Source organism: Paraburkholderia gardini (assembly GCF_907164545.1).
Lineage (GTDB): Bacteria > Pseudomonadota > Gammaproteobacteria > Burkholderiales > Burkholderiaceae > Paraburkholderia > Paraburkholderia gardini.
Genome location: NZ_CAJQZB010000030.1, coordinates 42,488 through 60,062 on the forward strand (window position 1 = coordinate 42,488; position 17,575 = coordinate 60,062).

The window sequence follows — 17,575 nt, forward strand, 5'->3', positions numbered from 1 at the left end:
ATGGATTCGACTTTGGCTACGGTGTACCCGGGCGCATGTGATTGCCACATTCATATCTATGAAGACGGCTATCCGCTTGCGTCCAGCGCGACGTTTCTTCCGCCGCCCGCGCCCGTAAGCGCATACCTGCGAATGCAAAAGGCGTTGGGCCTGACACGTGTCGTCGTGGTGCAACCCACCGGCTATGGCTTCGACAACAGCTGCACGCTGTCGGCACTGGAAAAGTTCGGTGCTAACGCACGCGGCATAGCGATGCTGCCGCCGCAGCACTGTGACGATGAGATTGCCCGTCTGCACGAGGCGGGCATTCGCGGTCTGCGTTACATGATGCTGGCCGGCGGTCTCACCTCATGGAGCAATCTCAAGGCCGACGCTGCCCGCATCGCCCCACTCGGCTGGCATATCGATCTCCAGCTCGATGGGCGCGGCCTGCCGGGTCACGAGTCCGAACTGATGGACTTGCCCTGCAAGCTGGTCATCGACCATACGGGCAAGTTCATCGAGCCGGTGCGCCCGGACAGCGAAGCGTTCGGCTCGCTGTGCCGCCTGCTCGATCGCGGACAATGCTGGGTCAAGCTGTCCGCCCCTTATGAAACGTCCCGCCCTGGCGCACCGGACTACGAAGACGTGGCGCTGCTCGCGCGCACGCTGGCTGCGCGCTACCCCGAGCGCTGCCTGTGGGGAAGCAACTGGCCGCATCCTGGCGCGCAGCCACGTCCCGATGACGCACTGCTGCTGGACTGGCTTGTCCGCTGTGCCGGTGATGAAAGTACGGTGGAAAAAATTCTTGTGGGTAATCCTGAAGCGGTCTACGGTTTCTCCGCGTCGTTGGCCCGGGATCAGGGTATTGCCAGTTTCTCGTGAGTGGTTGGTCGCATTGAAATGCCTGATATTTAAGGCATTCTCTCGACCATACTCGCGCACGGAGGGCTGAACCTGCAGTGGACGATCGTCAATCTTTACGTGTGGGTCAATGGTGTCAAGCGGGAACATCGCTATTACGCCAGCGACTTCCTGAACGCCCCGAATGGCAGGCCGTTCCGGATCACGTGATCCGCTGGGTACGACACAGGCTTTTGCCATTCAGAAGCGAGGCACAAGGCAGTTTCGGGTGAGCTTCACCCCCTGCCTTTTTTCGCCCCCATCCAGCGACGGATTTTCCCAGCAGGTGCGTTCAAGCAGAACAGGAGCCCACGCGCTCCGCCTGAACGCACGGAAAAATCACATGAAACGCATTCTCGCGGCTCTCCTTCTTGCCACGCTGCTTGCCGGCTGCGTCGTCGTGCCGGCGCGTCCTGCGTATTACCGTCCCGCGATCGTCGTATATTGACGGCCAGGCCGCTGCGTGCCGCCGATGCGACGGGCAGCAACCCAACGCCGGAGCAGGTTGACTGAGGGAGCCACGACATTTGAAAAGCGTTCGAATCGCGATTTGCTCCGCCCACGCGGCGCGCGAACAGCCGTCGTTGTTGCGGCAGTGGACGAAGCGCACGCTGCGGGATCGCACGCCTTGAGCGGGCAGGATCCCGATGCGGAACTGGTGGCGCGGGTCGGAAAACAGGATCCGGCCGCTGTCCGCACGCTCGTCGCGCACAAGTTGCCGCGGCTGCTGTCGCTCGCCACGCGCATGCTGCGAGACCGTATGGAAGCAGAAGACGTCGCGCAGGAAGCGTTCGTGCGCATCTGGAAGCAGGCGCCGCGCTGGAAAACCGGCGAGGCCCGGTTCGACACGTGGCTGCATCGGGTGGTGCTGAACCTGTGCTACGACCGTCTGCGCCGCCATCGTGAAGACCCGATGGCCGACGATCTGCCCGACCCGGTCGATCCGGCCGCATTGCCCGACGCGCGGCTCGAAGCCCACGCGCGCGACGAACGCGTTCGCGCGGCGCTTGCGCAACTGCCCGCGCGGCAGCGCGAGGCGCTTGTTCTGAACTACTACCAGGAACTGTCGAACATTGAAGCGGCAGCCCTCATGGGCATCACGGTCGATGCGCTCGAAAGCCTGCTCGCGCGCGCCCGTCGTAACCTGCGCACTCTGCTGGCCGGGAACGATCCCGGCAAGGACACACCATGACACCTGAAAGATTTCACACCATCGTCGCTGCTTACGGCGCCGATCCGCGTCGCTGGCCGGAGCAGGAGCGCGAAGCAGCGACGACCTGGGCCGCGCTGCATCGCGACGAAGCCAACGCCGTGCTGGCCGCATCGGCCGGTATCGACGCCTGGCTCGACAGCGACACCATCGCACCGCCCGATTACGCGTTACAGGCGCGCGTCGTCGCGAGCGCGCCGGTGCGGCGTCCGGTGCCGCCGCGCCGTCTGATGTGGTGGTCGAGTGCGGCTATCGCGGGCGTCGGGCTCGCTGGTGGGCTTGCCGGAGCGTTCGCGGTGTCGTTTTTTCTGGTGACGGGCGAGCCGCCGCCGGTGCACGAACTGTCGTGGCTGACGACAGGTTTCGGCGGATCATCCGCTGACTGGAGTGGCGAATGAACGGCCGGTCATGGAAATTCATCCTGGTGGGCTCGCTCGTGCTCAACGTGTTTCTTGTTGGGGCGATTGCCGGCGGCACATATCAGTGGTTCGCGACGCACGGTTCGACGACCGCAGCCGCCGTGGCCCAGCAACGCGCGCTGCGCTTCGCCGCCGAAACGCTTTCGCCAGAGCGCCAGCAGGCGTTTATCGACGGCCTGAGGAGCGCGCGTCGCGAAGGCCGGCAATACGCGCGCGAGGGCCGGGAGGGGCGTCGCGAGGTACTACGCCTGCTCGCCGCGCCGCAACTCGACCGTGCCGCGCTCGACGCCGCGCTGGCCCGCACGCGCACGGCCGACACCACACTGCGCGCGCAGGTTGAAAGCAGCGTCGCCGATTTCGCGGCGACGCTCACGCCAGAGGAACGCGTGCAGTTTGCAGAGAGCCTGAAGTTGCGCGGCCAGTGGCGCGAGCCTCAACCGCCGGCGCACCCGGCTTCGCAGTCAGGCGGGTAACTTTTCTTACAGGACACGCGACGGATTTCCCCCCTCCGTCGTTTAACCGTTATTCATCGCCCGATGGGGACAGCATGACCAGTTCGCCGACCGTGAACGCAGCGACGATCGCGCTCAACCGCTTCGGCCTCGGCGCGCGCGCGGACGATACGCCGCCAGCCAGTCCGAAGGCGTGGCTGCTCACGCAGTTCGACCAGTATCAGCCGCGGCCAGCCGCATGGTCGAGCCAGCCAGGATCGGTGGCGCTTGCCGCCGACCTCGCTCAACAACGTCGGCAGCTGCAGCAGAACCCGCAGAGCCCGCAAAGCGCCAGCGATGCCGCGGCAAAGCTGGAAGCGCGCAAGGCGATGCGCACGGAGATTCGTGACGTCTATCGCGCGGCGGTGAACGCGCGCATCGACAGCGCGCTCACCACGCAGACGCCGTTCATCGAGCGGATGGTTCACTTCTGGTCGAATCACTTTGCCGTCTCCAGCGAGAAGCCGGGGGTCGCCGCGCTCGCCGGTGCGTTCGAAGCGGAAGCGATCCGCCCGCACGTGCTCGGCCGCTTCGAAGACATGCTCGTGGCCGTCGAGCGTCATCCGGCGATGCAGCTGTTTCTCGACCAGACGCGCTCGGTCGGGCCGGACAGCATGGCGGCCATGCGCGCCGCGCAACGCAACCCGGGGAGCAGGCGCGGGCTGAATGAAAACCTCGCGCGCGAAATCATGGAACTGCATACGCTCGGCGTGCGCAGCGGCTATACACAGGACGACGTGACGGAATTCTCCCGCGCGCTGACCGGCTGGAGTCTCGCCGGCTATCAGGGACCGCAGCCGGACAACGCGGCGCCCGGTACGTTCGTGTTTCGCACGGCGCTGCACGAACCGGGCACGCGAACGATCATGGGGCGCCGCTACGATCAACCCGGCGAAGAGCAGGCGCTCGCGATCCTGCACGATCTCGCTACCGCACCTGCTACCGCGCAGCACATCGGCGGCAAACTCGCGCGTCATTTCGTGGCGGACAATCCGCCGCCGGCTGCGAGCGCGCGGCTGGCGGATGCATTCATGCGAAGCGATGGCGATCTGCCGACGGTCTATCGCGCGCTGATCGAAACGCCCGATGCGTGGTCGCCGGTTGCCGTCAAGTTCAAGACACCGTGGGAATGGACGATCTCGTCGATGCGCGGTCTCGGCTGGCAGGACGTTGGCAAGCTGCAAGGCGCGCCGCTTCTGACGCAACTCGGCCAGCCGGTCTGGCGGCCGGGCTCGCCGGCGGGCTACGACGATATCGCCGCGAGCTGGGCCGCGCCCGACGCGCTGGTGCGACGTGTCGAAGTCGCCCAGCGCTTCGCGGCACGTGTCGGCGACCGGCTCGATGCACGTGCCCTTGGGCAGACGCTGTTGATGGGCTCGCTGAGTCCATCGACCGCAACGGCTGTCGCGCATGCGGAAAGCGCGTCGACTGCGATTGCGCTGCTGCTGGTTTCACCGGACTTTCAACGGAGATAAACGCCATGCTGACCCGCCGCAGGTTTTTGAGCTTCGCCGCAGCAGGCGCGGGCGCCATGCTTGCGTCGTCGCAGATTGCGTTCGCGAGTGTGGAGACCGATCGCCGTTTTGTTTTCGTGATCCAGCGCGGCGCCGCCGACGGCCTGAACATCGTCGTGCCGTATGCCGATCCCGCCTACGCGAATCTGCGCGGCGCGCTCGCCATCGATCCGTCTTCCGCGACGAAACTCGACGGCACGTTCGCGCTGCATCCATCGCTCGCACAGACCGCGAAGATGTACGCGGACGGTCAGGCGCTCTTCGTACACGCGGTGGCTTCTCCGTATCGCGACCGTTCGCACTTCGACGGTCAGAACGTGCTGGAGACAGGCAGCACGTCGCCATACCAGACGAAAGACGGCTGGCTCAACCGGCTTGTCACGCTGATGCCCGCCACGCGCGAAAATGCGATCGCGTTTGCGCCTACCGTGCCGATGGCGTTGCGCGGCACCGCGCAGGTGACGTCGTACGCGCCATCGGTGTTGCCGCAGGCGCCCGACGATCTGCTCACGCGCGTCTCGCAGCTCTACGATCAGGACGCGCAGTTGCGACCGCTATGGAAGGCGGCAATGACCACACGCGGCCTCGCGGGCGATGCCAGCGCGCGTCAGGACCCGGCGAGCCTCGGCAGTCTCGCAGCCGGTTTTCTGTCTCGCGACGACGGTCCGCGTATCGCCATGATCGAGACAGGCGGCTGGGATACGCACAGCGCGCAGAACCCGCGCCTCGCGAACCAGTTGAAGGCACTCGACACGATGCTGGCTGCGTTGCGTGACGGCATGGGCCCGCAGTGGAACAAGACGACGGTGCTCGTCGCCACCGAGTTCGGCAGAACCGCCGCGGCCAACGGCACGGGCGGCACGGATCACGGCACGGGATCGGTGGCGATGCTCATAGGCGGGGCGGTGCATGGCGCACGCGTGCTCGCTGACTGGCCGGGCCTCGGAACATCGGATCTCTACGAATCGCGCGACCTCAAACCCACGACGCAACTCGACGCGTTGATCGCCGGTGCCGCTGGCGAAAGCCTCGGCATCGATCCGCATCGCGCCGCGACGGCGCTGTTCGGACTGGCGGGAAGCATGCGGCCGCTAACCGGTCTCGTGCGCGCCTGAATCCTCTCGCGGCCCCTTCGACGTCGGGCGCCGCAGCTCCTGTCAAGCAAAGCAAACCTGGTGCGAATCTGCTATTTGCACTAGCGCCCCTGAAAATACCTGCTTTCAGGTATAGCCAGCGCCGGTCGACCAGAATATCGTCGCGAGGAATGCAATCCGGCGCCGGCTGACCGGTGTCGCCCGCGCCATCGCACAGAAACCCGGCGTCAGGCTAACAAGACCCGGCGTACGTTGCACAGTGGATCAATGTCACTAATGTCGTTATCGACGGTTAAGCGTTGCCGGCCGTGCAGGCAACACGCTCACACACCGACCGGTTCACTCTTCCTGTGCTGCCTTCACGGCGCAATCTTCGTCAGACACTTTCGATTCCGTGCTGTCTGGCCCGCTCCTGATCGTCGAGAACGAACCGCCGGTTGCGATGCATATCGAGGATGGCGATGTGTTGGTTAAACCCTGCTGGAGGATGCAGTGACGCTTGCTGGTGCAATGGTTCAAGAGGAGGCGGGTCAGACTGCGGACCGTGCACATGCTTACCGGCTGCTTAACGAAATCGCTCGTTATAAGAACTTCCTTTACAGGCCGGCGAGTTTAACGTTACTAAAAAACTGGAGGATGTGAAATGCACATACGTAACATTTGGGATTATGCAAGGTACAGAGTCGACAACAAGAGTGTCGCTGCGAGGATTGGTCACTCGGCCCGGTTTCATGGGATCCGCAGTGCCGTGAATTCGTCAGGTTCTTTCGCGTCGAAGGCGTCAGGGGCGGTTTTAGCGGTGGGTCGTGCGTCGCTTAGCCTGATTCCAATTCCTGTATTCGGCACAATAGTGTCTACGATCGTGAGTGGGGTGGAGGCAAAAACCCGCACCTGGTTGCACGAACGGCATCTGAAGTGCGATCCGAATGGGGTTCCCAAGAATCCAGAGTACGTGAAGTTCGCGCTTAAGGAAGTCTCTGTAGCGGATATGGATCGCTATCGCTTCAAGGTGGAACACGCTATCAGTGAACTGAATGCGGCGCTTTCGAGTTGGCCATCCATGCAAGACAAGGCGGAAAAGCTTGGTGGGCGATGTACGGCCAAGGTCGACGTGGCCTTGAAGATTGCTCAGGCTGAACGGCGTCTGGACATTTTTGACGGAAAAGTGCTGGAGCTGCAATGCTTGATGAAGGCATGCACGAAATGGTCAGAAGAGCTTCGTGACTCTGTCAATACGACCAAGAGTGACACGACAAAGTCTTTCCTGAAGCTGGAGCAGGATCAGGGCTGGAATGCTACTGGCCACGAGAACTGCGGTGATTATTGCCTTTACGACGGCGGATCTGTCAGTACCACCTGGGACAAATTCAAGAAAGATGCTGCTTCAGTGATCAAGCAGCTACAAGATCCTATCGATCCCGAAAGTCTTTTGTCCTTAAACAAAACATCTTTCACAAAGGCGGACCAGGTCAAGGCCAACTACGAGTAAGTGAGTGGTGTCAGCGATTTTGGCTGTTCTCTGCCAACGGGAAGCAGCACGTACCTCGGAGAGAAGTTCACGCTGTTTTCATTGCAGGGGTTGCCCGCATTCTCCGTTAATCGAGTCCGAGCATCGACAGGTAGCGCGCAAGCCCGCCCTCTTCGCGCGCGACTTCGCGCATCAGTTCCGGGAGCGGCATGCGCCCCCACACCACGGCACGTCTGAGCAGATAAGGCGTCGGGCTATGCGGTTCCTGCTGGGCCAGATAGTCGGCGATCGTCGCCAGCATCTGGTAAGCGTGATCGCGGCTTGCGATCGTTGTACCAGCAGTAGCCGTCCTTGCACTCGCAACCGGCGAACCCGGCACGGCAACAGGTACGTCTGCACCGGATAACGGCACTAAGGCAGTGGCAACCTGCGATGCCGGCGCATCATCTGACTCGTGCATACCTTGCACCCCCTGCGGTCCAAGCAAAACGGTCACCGCACGCCGCAGGCGTTCAAGCGCCGTCGACACCCGCCCAAGGCTCGGCGCTTCGTCACCGAGCAGCACATCGACCTGTGCCACCAGCGCGGCCCACTGCCCGCTCGCCTCGTCCAGTTGCCGGTACATATGGATCAGCGCCGCGCGCGCCGGCCGCTGCGCCGCTGCACTGACGATCAGATCACGCGTGAGAACGGCGGCGCCCTCATCGTCCTCCGCGGACGCGGATGCAATCGCGCTACGCTCCCAGCGATCGAGACTGATCGTCTCAGGCTCGTTCGCGTCGATCACGAGCAACGGCACATGCAATGTCAGCACCTGGGGAAACACCTCGTTTGCCCATGCGAACGGCGCGCAGCGCGGCTCCGTATCGCCATCCTCGATACGCGGATGCGCGCTGTCCCAATAGTGCTGCGCGAACGCCGCCAGCAACCGCGTGCCGGCGAGAAAGCCGTCGATGCCATGCACGTACGTCCACGCTTCGCACAGCCACGCGGCCAGTTGAAAGTCCTTGCTGCGGTGCTGCAGCGCGTCGCTGCACAGCAACGCGACGCGCTTCCAGTCGGCCTTGACGAGCGGCCGTTCCCAGTCGCCCATCGGCAGTGTGTGGTCGTCTTCCTCGCGCGCCGTGCGGATCGACTGATACAACGGGTCGTAGCGCAAGGCGACGCCGCCAGGGTCATCACCGGGCAACGGTTCCAGCAGCGCATCGAGTTCGACCGGCGAGGTCTCATCCAGGTCCATCGTGGGAATCGCGTTCATAGGGCACTCCATTCGGGCGCTCTTGTCGGAAAACTGCGCGGCCACGGCAGTGGCGTCTTGCGACCGGCGGGCATCAGCGTGAGGCGCAGAAAAACGCGTCCCCGCGAAGCTTTCGGCAGCATCGGCGCATCGGTGGGACTGGCCGTGCCAAGCGGAAATTCAAGCTGCAGCAACTGCGATGCGGCGTCCGCGCGCAGGCTCGAATCCGCCACGCGCTGGCGTGCGATCGCCGTGATCAGTGCCCACGGGTCGTCGAACTGCCACGTCAGCGTGCGGCCATCGGTCGACAGCGCGTGCTGCTTCGCATCGTTGAGCGCGATCAGCGGCGAGTCCTTGGCGAAGCGCAGCGTCAGCACCACCGGCGTGCCGTAGTCCCAATGCAGCGGATGCGGCGCATCGCGCAACGACACGCTTTGAGCGCCGAACGTCACCGTCCAGTCGATCACCTGGTTGCCGGCAATTTCGCCGTCGCGGCTCGCCCGGAACTCGACACCGACGTCATAGCCGGTCGGCGCTCCGCTGTCCGACGGATAGAGCGGCGCGAGCAACGTCTTCACCTGGTTGAAGTTGTCGACGAACTGACGCACCGGCACGCCCGCCACGTTGCTCCGCGCGCCTGTCGTACCGCGCGCTTCGGCGAACGTCGTCGAGATCCGCTGATAGCGTTTCAGCACGCCGCCGAGTTCGCCGAAGTCGGCACTGGCGGAGCCGTCCGCGCGGGCGGGTATCGCGCCGCCGAACGGTTGCCGCCCGGCGACGGTCTGGTTGAACGCCGTCGAAAAATCGCCCCATTGTTGCCGCAGGTCGAACGTGTAGCCCCGGCTGCAGGTCGTCAGCAGTTTGTCGTAGAGCTGCGCATGCCGCTGCGCGAAGTAGTCGTCGCCGCCGCTCGCGGAAGGGCGCGCGACGAACTTCTCCATGCAACCCCCGGCGCCTGGGTCCGCCGCCACCGTCTGCACGAACTGCTCGAGACCCAGCAGGCTGCTGTTGGGATTTTTCAGCTGGTAACGCTCCAGATCGCGATTGATGGCCTGCCAGCGCTGGGCAAGCGGCGTCGCGAGATCGGTTGCGTCGAGCGCGGCCAGATACAGCGATGCTTCATGACCGAGCGCCAGCGCGCGTGCCGACTGCTGCGCGAGGTACGGCGCGAGTCCCGCTACATCGGGCACGCCGAAAGCGGCAAGCACCAGCGAATGCGCCGGCCGCACGCTGTCGTACACCGCTGGCCGCGTTGCGTAGAGTTCGGATTGCGTCAACGCATCGTCGACTGCGCGCAGATGCGCGAGCGCGTCGTGCGAGACGAGTGTGTCCAGATCCTCGATGCGCGCGTTCGCGCCCATCTCGGCCAGCATCGCCTTGATCTTGACGAGCCGCGCATTGGCCGCGTCGAAACTCGCGCTGTCCGGATCGCCTTGCACGGACGTAACGGTCGCCGCGGCAGCGATGGCGTCGGTCGCGAGACGCGCGAACTGCGTATCGAGCGCCTGCCCGATCGCAGGCTGTGCCGATGCCGGCAAACCGGTGAGCCCTTCAGCGAGGAAACGCTTGCGCATGTCGCCGAGCGTCAACGCCTTGTCGAGTTGCGCCCGGTCCCACACGATCATCGAACCATCAGGCAGGAGCGGCAACGCGAGATCGCGCGGTGCGGCCATGAACGGCTGGTTCAGGAGTGCCGTCAAACCGTCGCGAAGTGCAACGCGACCAGGTGCGAGCGCGTAACGGCCGTCCTTGTCGAGCCACACCACCCCGCTATCCGGTCCGCCGAAGCGCTGCGCCAGCTCGCTTCTGAACACCTGGAACGCTGTCGCCGAGCGCTCGCGATCCTGCGCGACGATATCGGCGCCGATCAGGCGGTTCTGCGCGGCCTGCGCGAACGTGCGCTCGTAGACCGGACCCGGCGAGAACTGCTCGCGCCGCATCCATGCGCCCTTGCCGGAGGCGAGCAGATCCTGCTGCGCATTGATCCCCGCGACGATGGAACGGTAATCCGCCGTGATCTGGCCAAAATCGCCGCCAGCCGTATCGGCGAGCGACAGATTGCCAAGATGGTCCGTCACCGCGCGCTCCGCGACGAGCAGCGCATTGTTCTTGAAGAGCCGGTCGTCGAGTCGTTGCATGCCCTTCTCGAACGTGCAGCGCAACGGCGGTTGCAGGATCGCCAGCCCGACACCGGCTGAGGTGGCGGCGTCGCCCGCGTAGGCCCGGCCGCCATCGGAATCGCGATAGAAGAACGGCAGGCTGCCCGACACGTTGCCCTGCAGTTCCGCGCCGAGCGTATAGCGCACGACGAGCCGCAGCGCATCGGCATTGCGCGGGTCGGGACGTTGCAGCCTTTGCAGCGCCCGCAATGCCGCGTCGAGCTGATCGAGCGAGCCGACGTATCGCTGCATGGCCCGCAAGTCGGGCAGGTCGTCGACGGAAAGACTGCCTGCCGGTCGCTGAACGGCGTCCATGCCGTCCGGCGCGGCGCAGTCGTCCCCGGTAATCAGCTGTCCGGTGGACGGGTCGCGACCGACGCCCGTGAGCTGGCTGACGCGCGCCAGCAGTTCACGCTGGATCGCCGTGACGGCGACGTCGCCGAACGCATGCTCGAAGCGATCCCGAACGCGCCGGTCGAGATCGTCGAACATGCTCCACGAACCTGGCATGAAGAAGGACGACGACGTCTCGGCCGCGAGCCGCTGGTTCATCGCGATCAGCGAGAGCGCTTCGCGCCGGTACCAGTCGGGCGACAGGTCCTGCGCGTGCTGCGCGGCCATCGCGCGCTGCTGCCCGACAGTGTGCAGCTCGTCCAGTGCCGTCACCAGTTCCGCGTTACGGTGGTTCAACTGCCAGGTCGCCGCGATCAGCCCGATACCCCAGCCGCCGAGCAGCACGATACCGCCCCAGCGCAAGGCCCGATGCACCATCGGACGCGACAGATGCTGCGAACGCGACGGCCGGGTGAGCCCATATTCAGCGAAGATCTTCTTTTCGAACAGGTCGCGCAGAAACGCCGGCTGAAGCATCAGCTCATCGAGGATGTCGCCCGCCGCGTCCCGCTCGCCGTCTGCCCTGAATCGCGGTTCGGCGTGATCGGCGCGCTCGCCGTACAGAACCACGGCATCGCGGCTCTGCGGATCCTGTGCGCCGCTGTCGTCGCCATAAGGCACGAGGCCAGCGCCGGGACCTTCGACGACACCGGCTGCCCCACCCGGAACCGTGGCCCCGCCCTGCGCGATTTCGCTGCTGTCACCGGTGAGATAGATACCGCGAAAGAAGAACGGCTCGTGATACGCGCTCGGGCGCAGCAGCTCTTCCACATACCGTTGCAGCTGCGCGCGCAAGCCTTCGATGCGCGACGGCAGCATCAGAAACTGGCGTGCGTCCTGATCGCCCGGTGCGAGCGCGAACAGTTCGGCGGTCGCATCCGATACCGCACCCGTCATGCAGGCCATCGCGGTGTCGATCCAGTCCGGCTGATACGTGGTGGACAGATCGTATGGCGACGACCAGCCGAGCATGCTGGAGCGCATCGACTCGGGCAGCGCCCGCGCGAACGCCGCGAAACCGGGCAACGCTTCACAGCCGGTCACCACGACGTACACCGCGAAGCGGACCGCAAAGCGGTTTTGCGCGAGCCACAGCCGCCGGTGCGCGAGCTTCGCGCGCCGCACCAGTTCGAGCTGCGCATCGGTATCGCCGGCCAGCAGCATATCCGCCGGCACGGTCACGACGACGCTGTCGAACGGCCGTTGCGGACGATAGTTGCGACAAAGACCGAGGAACTCGTCCCACGGTTTTTCGTCGCCGTCGTCGTCGGGCGATCCCAGCCACGCGGCCTTGATGTCGATCACCACGCCGCGATCGAAGAAGTTCCACGCGATGCCCTGCGTCGATGCCGCGTTGGCCGCATCGGAACCTAGCGCATTCGCCACGCCGGATTGCGCGATCGGCAACGGCTGCCGCTCGTCGTCTTCGTTGAGCACCATGATCCACGGCACGTTGTAGCGCTCGGCGCGCGACGCGATATTGCCCTCGATCAGTTCGACTGCCTGACGGAACGCCGTGCGCAGCGAATCCGATCGCAGGCGCACGATCTTGCGCTCGCCCTCCGGCTTGGTTCGTGCGCCATGCGCGGCGAAGTAAAGCACCGCACCCAGCACGATGCAGACGACCAGCGTCAAAACGCCGATCGACAACAGGAAGAGATTGCTCGTCAGCATCGCCGGCCTCCGGCATGCCTTGCGTCACAGGTGCGCATCACGATCACGGTGCGCCTCCGACCAGCGTATCGGCATGCAGTGCTTCGCGCACCGGCCACGATTGCCACAGCCACAGCACCTCCGAGATCGCCAGCAGCGACACGGCGGTGAGCAGGAAGATGACGGTCCAGCGCGTGACCGTCGGCAGCTTGCGCGGCGCGATATGCGACAGCGTGTTCGAATAAGCCTCGTCGACCAGCACGCGATCGCGGCCGCCGAGATCCGGCCTGCGCTGATAGACGAATTCGTACAGCTCCTCACGAAAGCCGCGCAGGCGCGGGTCGGTCTCCATGCCGCGAAACCTGCCGTGAAAACCGAGCGCGAGGGCGAACAGATAAAGCCGCGCGATGTTGCGGCGTGACGGCTCGCGATCCGAGAGCAGCTGCTCGATGCGCGTGAACACGAGATCGCCCGCCACGTTGGTGCGAAAGAGCGTCGATTCGAGCAGATACGCACCCCAGTGCGAGCGCCCCGTCCACGGTGTGTTCAAGAGGATTTCGTCGGCGAGCACGGCCTTCAGATAGCGTGCGTCCGCGACGTTCTCCATTTCGAAGCGCGTGCTGTCGCGCCGCGACTGCAGCGTCTGGATTTCCAGCAGATTCAGCAGATGCCGGTGCAGCCCCTGGGCGGCGGCCTCGGGGTCCGTATCGTGCGCGTCGGCAAGACGTGTCTGCACGTTCATCAGTTCGCCGATAAACGCGCGGAACTGGCCGGCGATGAGATCGTCTTCCTGATTGTCGGGTCGGTAGCGTGCCATGCGTGTGTGACCTTCCTGTTACCTGTTTATTGCCCGTGTTTTAACTTCGACCTGGCTGCGGGTTGCCGGTGAACCACGGCGGCGAACGACGGCCGCGACCGGGATCAACCCTTCACGAACAGCAGCATTTCCTGCGGTCGCTGCGCGTTCGCGCCCTCGTTCGGATTACCGATCACCAGCAGCTCATCGCCGCAAATCAGCGCGGGGTCGACTGCGATCTCGAACAGCAGATAGCCGGTTCCAGAGCGCACCCCCAGATCGTCCGCATGCTCGACGCCGCGCCGCGCCGCGCCCAGCACACGCCGGCTGCGCAGCGACGCATAAACCGGCTGCGAGCCGATCACCGCGCCTGCCATCCACGCCAGCAGATCGCGATCGGACTGACCGCGCAGACCGATCACAAGACGCTCGCCGATCCATTCCGTCTGCAGGCCGATTTCGAACGCGCCGTGGCTGAACAGGAATTTGTGCTCGCGATATTTCTCGCTCACTTCAGAGACCGACTCGCGCAACGCGCGCAGCAGCGGCGTGAAAACCGCCTGCGGATCGGCATGATCGTAGTCTTGCGGCCCGGGCGCCAGGCCGCCCGGCCGCAGCATGCTCAACGAGCCGAGCAGCGAAGTCAGCGCGAGATACAGCGTCAGCGGATGCAGATGTGGCGTGCGCAGCACGGCTTCCACGAACGGCAGATCGCTCAGCAGACAGCGCAGCCGCTCTTTCAGCTCCAGCTGGGTCAACCGGTCGTCGGCCTTCGACGAAGGAATCGTCATCTGCCGCGCGACGAACGCCGCCTTGCCGCGCAACTGGCCAAGGAGCGCGGCGACGCCGGTCCACAACGGGTTGTCGCGGCTCACTTCGAGCAGCGGCGGCAGACGCTCGCCGAGCCTCACGACCTCGTTATCCTTGTAGACAGAACCGATGCACATCGACACATGAAGCGCCGAAGGCCGTTCGCCCGCGACCAGCGACAGATTCGGCAGTTGTCGCGGGATATCGGCGGGCGGTGCGTCGGACACTTCGTCTTCGACGGGCGCGCCGCGCGACGAGCGAAAGCGCCTGACCTGCGCGTCGCGGCGCATCGTGCCGGCCACCGGCAGCGCGAGATACAGATCGAGCGGACCTTCGGCGATGCGCTCCGCAAGCGGCGCCAGCGAGAGTTCGAGCCGGCCGTGCCCGTTCGCCTCGGCGGCGTAGGCGACCGCGGTGCCGTCCGGCATGATGGCTTCGAGTTCGAGCACGCGTACAAGACCGGTCGGCAGCAGTCCGTTGTCGAGTACGAGCCGGCGCACGCCCCAGCTAAAAGGCGAAGCCGCGAGCGTCTGCCACGCGACCAGCGAATCGAAGCGCGCCGACATCAACTGGAAATGCTGTGGCGCGAGCAGCAGCCCTTCATGCCACTCGACGCGATCTACGACGTTCATCGCTTCATGCATGGGAAATCGTCCTGGGCAAGGCCCGATGGGTTTGACGCGACACGGGCGATTCGCCGCAGGGCCGGCCGGATGTGGCCGTGCAAAAGGCAGCGAGGGAAAGACATCGCAACATGTTCACTTTGTGTCCGAGACAGAAAAAGCCGTGCTGTCCAGCTGCACGACGAGCGTGCCGCTGAACTGCTGGATCCGCACGCGATGGGCACCGGCCTGTGGGTAATCCGCGAAGACGAAGGCGCCGGCTACGCGCGTGCCATCGAACGTGTCGCCGGACACCTCCAGACGTTGACCCGGCACCAGTTCCCAGCTTTGATAACGCAGCCCCTTCGGGAACGACGCCGCCAGGTCCGCGCGGCCGTCGAACCACTTCGACGCGGGCAGCGCGGTGAGCCGGTCGACGAGCGCATCGTCGGTCACGAGGACCACGTCGACCGCGACCGGGCTGTTGCCGTTGACGTCGTCGCTGGCGATCAGCGTTACCTGTTTCCACTTCACCTTGTCGCCCTTGAAGCTCAGGAACGACGGCGCCGCGCAGCCGGCAAGCGCGCAGGCAGCGAACAGCGCGAGCAGGCAGGCGGCCGTCGTGCGCCACGTGTACAAACCCTTCATCGAAAATCTCCCCATCCGCCGGCCTGCGTGGCGGCGTTTTTAAACCATGCGTATTCCACGGCTGTGCGATCTGATCTCATCTCGCCCCCACGCCGATGCCCATCAGCACGATGAGCGACGCGGCCATCAACGCGCAGCCCGTGGCCAGCGCCAGCTGCGCGCGCGAAAACGAAAACTTCAGTACGGCGCCGTGCGGATCGAGCGGCATCAAATCCGCTGGCACGACCCGCTCGGACGGCAAGCCCGCCGACACCAGCGCGGCCACCGCGCAGGTCGAAACGAGGCTCAGCACGTTGCGCGGGCCGTCGCAGATCAGATCGATCGCGATAAACAGCGCGCCGGCCGCTTCGACCGGCAATTGCAGCGCGGACAGCACGACCGCCGCATAGCCGACGGTGCCGAGCCCGTTCTGCCCCGACGACAGAATCGCCGCGACGGTCGAGCCGACCGCGATGAGCACGATGTCGGACGGGCCGATCGGCCGGTTGTAAAGGTTCGCGACGAACACGGTCGCCAGCGCGAAATACAGCGCGGAACCCGCCCGCACGAACACCGAGCCGAGCGGCACGACGAGTTCCACCACGCCGCGCGAGAAGCCGAGCCGCACGCTCATCGCCTCGATCGTGTGCGGGATCGGCGCAGTGGCGCTGCCCGAGGTCAGTCCGACCAGCAGCGGCGCTTTCAGATTGGCCAGCACGCTCAGGAACGGCAGACGCGCGATCCTGGCCATGACCGCGATCGCCACCACGCAAAGCAGGAGCGCGAGCCCGATGAAGTCGAGCAGGAAGCTGCCCATGGCGAAAACGGTCGCGCGCTGCGTGTGCATCGTCAGATGCGCGGCCGTGCCGAACGCGAGCACGGGGATCAGCAGGTTCGCGTATTCGATGACGTGTTCGAGCGCACGGTAGATGCCCTCGAACACGTTGGTCAGCATGCCCGACTGTTCGCGCGAGAGCGCCGCGAACGCCATGCCGAACATGATCGTGCCGGTCAGGATGCCAAGCGTGTGGCCTTGCGCGAGCACGCGGTAGAAGTTGTCCGGCACGATGTCGTTCAGCCCGAAGCCGATCCGTGACGGCAGTGCGTCGGCGATCGTGCCGGCGAACAGCCTCATCGGCACCTCGCCGCCGCTGCCCGTGCTGTTGAGCACCAGGGTGCCGAGCTGACTGCGCGCTTCGTGCGAAAGCTGCGCACCCGGTGTGGCGAGTAACCCCAGCATCGTGCCGCCGGCCGCGGACAACGCGACCAGCACCACCGCGACCGCGAGGATCGTGCCGACGCGCACAGCCGGGCGCGGCAGCGCGAGCACCTGGCGCAGCCCGAAAAAAGTGGCGACCACCAGCAGCGGAACCGCCGCCATGTTCACCACGGCAAGATAAAGCTGACCGACGACCCATGCGAACGTCGAGGGCGCTTCGGAAACCGCGCCCGTGACGCCGCCCGCGACGAGGCATAGCAGGAGTCCCGGCGCGCTGTTGGAGAGCTTTTTCAGCGCGTTCATCAGAACCTGTTCCAGCCGCGCGTGGTGGCATACATCATCGTCGCGCGGGCAAGTTCCAGCGTGCTGTCGATCAGCGGGAACGCCGTCGCGCCGATCTGCCGCGCCGCCACCGGAATTTCGGTGCAGCCCATGATCGCCGCCTGCACGCCGCCATCGGCCAGCGTGGCGAGCACCTCGGCGAGCGCAGCGGATCCTTCGGCAAGCCGCCCTGCCTTGATGTCGCGAATGCAGGTGTCGAGCGTGTGCTGTGTCGCGTCGTCGGGTACGACGGGTTCGATGTCGCGCGCCGCGAGCGAGCGCTGATAGAACCCCGACGCCAGTGCGCCGCGCGTCGCCAGCACCGCCGTGCGCGACACGCCGGCGGGGACCGCGGCCACGCAGGTCTCGGCGATATGCAGCACCGGGGCCGCACTGCGCGCGCACATCTGCGCGTACCAGTGATGCGAGGAATTGCACGGGATCGCGATCAGGCCGACTTCGTTACGGTTGAGCAGATCGATGCCCTTCAGCAGATACGGCAAAGGCGCTTCGTCGCCGCTCAGGATCGAGCGCGAGCGATCCGGAATCTGCGGCAGATTCGCCACCATCATGGGCAAATGCTGCTGGTCGCTTTCGGCGCGGGTGAGGTTGATCACCTTCTCCATGAAGTCCACCGTTGCAAGCGGGCCCATGCCGCCGAGCACTCCGATCATTGTCAT

The 17,575-nt window shown here is 65.1% G+C and carries 15 protein-coding genes; 8 read left to right on the forward strand and 7 right to left on the reverse strand.

Annotated elements, in window-relative coordinates:
- The 8 genes from LPA37_RS19810 to LPA37_RS19840 all read left to right on the forward strand — a co-directional run bounded on the left by LPA37_RS19810 (position 1) and on the right by LPA37_RS19840 (position 7,099).
- Positions 1-864: an amidohydrolase family protein gene (locus LPA37_RS19810; protein ID WP_229013428.1), complete on the forward strand. Its 864-nt coding sequence runs from the start codon at positions 1-3 to the stop codon at positions 862-864.
- Positions 865-1,225: 361 nt separating this feature from the next.
- Positions 1,226-1,330, forward strand: a complete 105-nt coding sequence (locus LPA37_RS27840) for a lipoprotein (RefSeq protein WP_324251895.1) — start codon at positions 1,226-1,228, stop codon at positions 1,328-1,330.
- 24 nt (positions 1,331-1,354) lie between these two features.
- On the forward strand, positions 1,355-2,074 hold the full coding sequence (locus LPA37_RS19815; RefSeq protein ID WP_267478185.1) for an RNA polymerase sigma factor: 720 nt from the start codon (positions 1,355-1,357) through the stop codon (positions 2,072-2,074).
- Positions 2,071-2,490: a hypothetical protein gene (locus tag LPA37_RS19820; RefSeq protein ID WP_229013430.1), complete on the forward strand. Its 420-nt coding sequence runs from the start codon at positions 2,071-2,073 to the stop codon at positions 2,488-2,490. Before LPA37_RS19815 ends, LPA37_RS19820 begins: the two co-directional genes overlap by 4 nt.
- A complete protein-coding gene (locus LPA37_RS19825) occupies positions 2,487-2,984 on the forward strand; it encodes a periplasmic heavy metal sensor (protein ID WP_229013431.1) in 498 nt (165 codons plus the stop codon). Before LPA37_RS19820 ends, LPA37_RS19825 begins: the two co-directional genes overlap by 4 nt.
- A gap of 74 nt (positions 2,985-3,058) precedes the next feature.
- Positions 3,059-4,477 carry a DUF1800 domain-containing protein gene (locus LPA37_RS19830; protein ID WP_229013432.1) on the forward strand — a complete coding sequence of 473 codons (1,419 nt, stop codon included), beginning with the start codon at positions 3,059-3,061 and terminating at the stop codon, positions 4,475-4,477.
- 5 nt (positions 4,478-4,482) lie between these two features.
- On the forward strand, positions 4,483-5,631 hold the full coding sequence (locus LPA37_RS19835; protein ID WP_229013433.1) for a DUF1501 domain-containing protein: 1,149 nt from the start codon (positions 4,483-4,485) through the stop codon (positions 5,629-5,631).
- Between the two features lie 829 nt (positions 5,632-6,460).
- Positions 6,461-7,099, forward strand: a complete 639-nt coding sequence (locus LPA37_RS19840) for a hypothetical protein (RefSeq protein ID WP_229013434.1) — start codon at positions 6,461-6,463, stop codon at positions 7,097-7,099.
- Between the two features lie 106 nt (positions 7,100-7,205).
- Here the strand turns inward: LPA37_RS19840 and tssA are convergent, their stop codons facing one another.
- The 7 genes from tssA to cuyB form a co-directional block, all read right to left on the reverse strand.
- Positions 7,206-8,336 (reverse strand): type VI secretion system protein TssA, encoded by a 1,131-nt coding sequence (gene tssA / locus LPA37_RS19845; RefSeq protein WP_229013435.1) that lies wholly within the window; start codon positions 8,334-8,336, stop codon positions 7,206-7,208.
- On the reverse strand, positions 8,333-12,541 hold the full coding sequence (locus LPA37_RS19850; protein ID WP_229013436.1) for a type VI secretion system protein: 4,209 nt from the start codon (positions 12,539-12,541) through the stop codon (positions 8,333-8,335). The genes tssA and LPA37_RS19850 overlap by 4 nt, the downstream gene beginning before the upstream one ends.
- 43 nt (positions 12,542-12,584) lie before the next feature.
- Positions 12,585-13,337, reverse strand: coding sequence for a DotU family type IV/VI secretion system protein (locus LPA37_RS19855; protein WP_228973719.1), 753 nt, complete (start codon positions 13,335-13,337; stop codon positions 12,585-12,587).
- 104 nt (positions 13,338-13,441) lie between these two features.
- The gene (gene tssK, locus LPA37_RS19860) at positions 13,442-14,770 is read right to left on the reverse strand and encodes a type VI secretion system baseplate subunit TssK (RefSeq protein ID WP_229013437.1); all 1,329 of its coding nucleotides are present in this window, start codon (positions 14,768-14,770) and stop codon (positions 13,442-13,444) included.
- Positions 14,771-14,884: 114 nt separating this feature from the next.
- Positions 14,885-15,376, reverse strand: coding sequence for a hypothetical protein (locus LPA37_RS19865; protein WP_228973713.1), 492 nt, complete (start codon positions 15,374-15,376; stop codon positions 14,885-14,887).
- Positions 15,377-15,452: 76 nt separating this feature from the next.
- Positions 15,453-16,877, reverse strand: a complete 1,425-nt coding sequence (locus LPA37_RS19870) for a dicarboxylate/amino acid:cation symporter (protein WP_229013438.1) — start codon at positions 16,875-16,877, stop codon at positions 15,453-15,455.
- Positions 16,877-17,575, reverse strand: coding sequence for a cysteate racemase (gene cuyB / locus LPA37_RS19875; protein ID WP_229013439.1), 699 nt, complete (start codon positions 17,573-17,575; stop codon positions 16,877-16,879). Before cuyB ends, LPA37_RS19870 begins: the two co-directional genes overlap by 1 nt.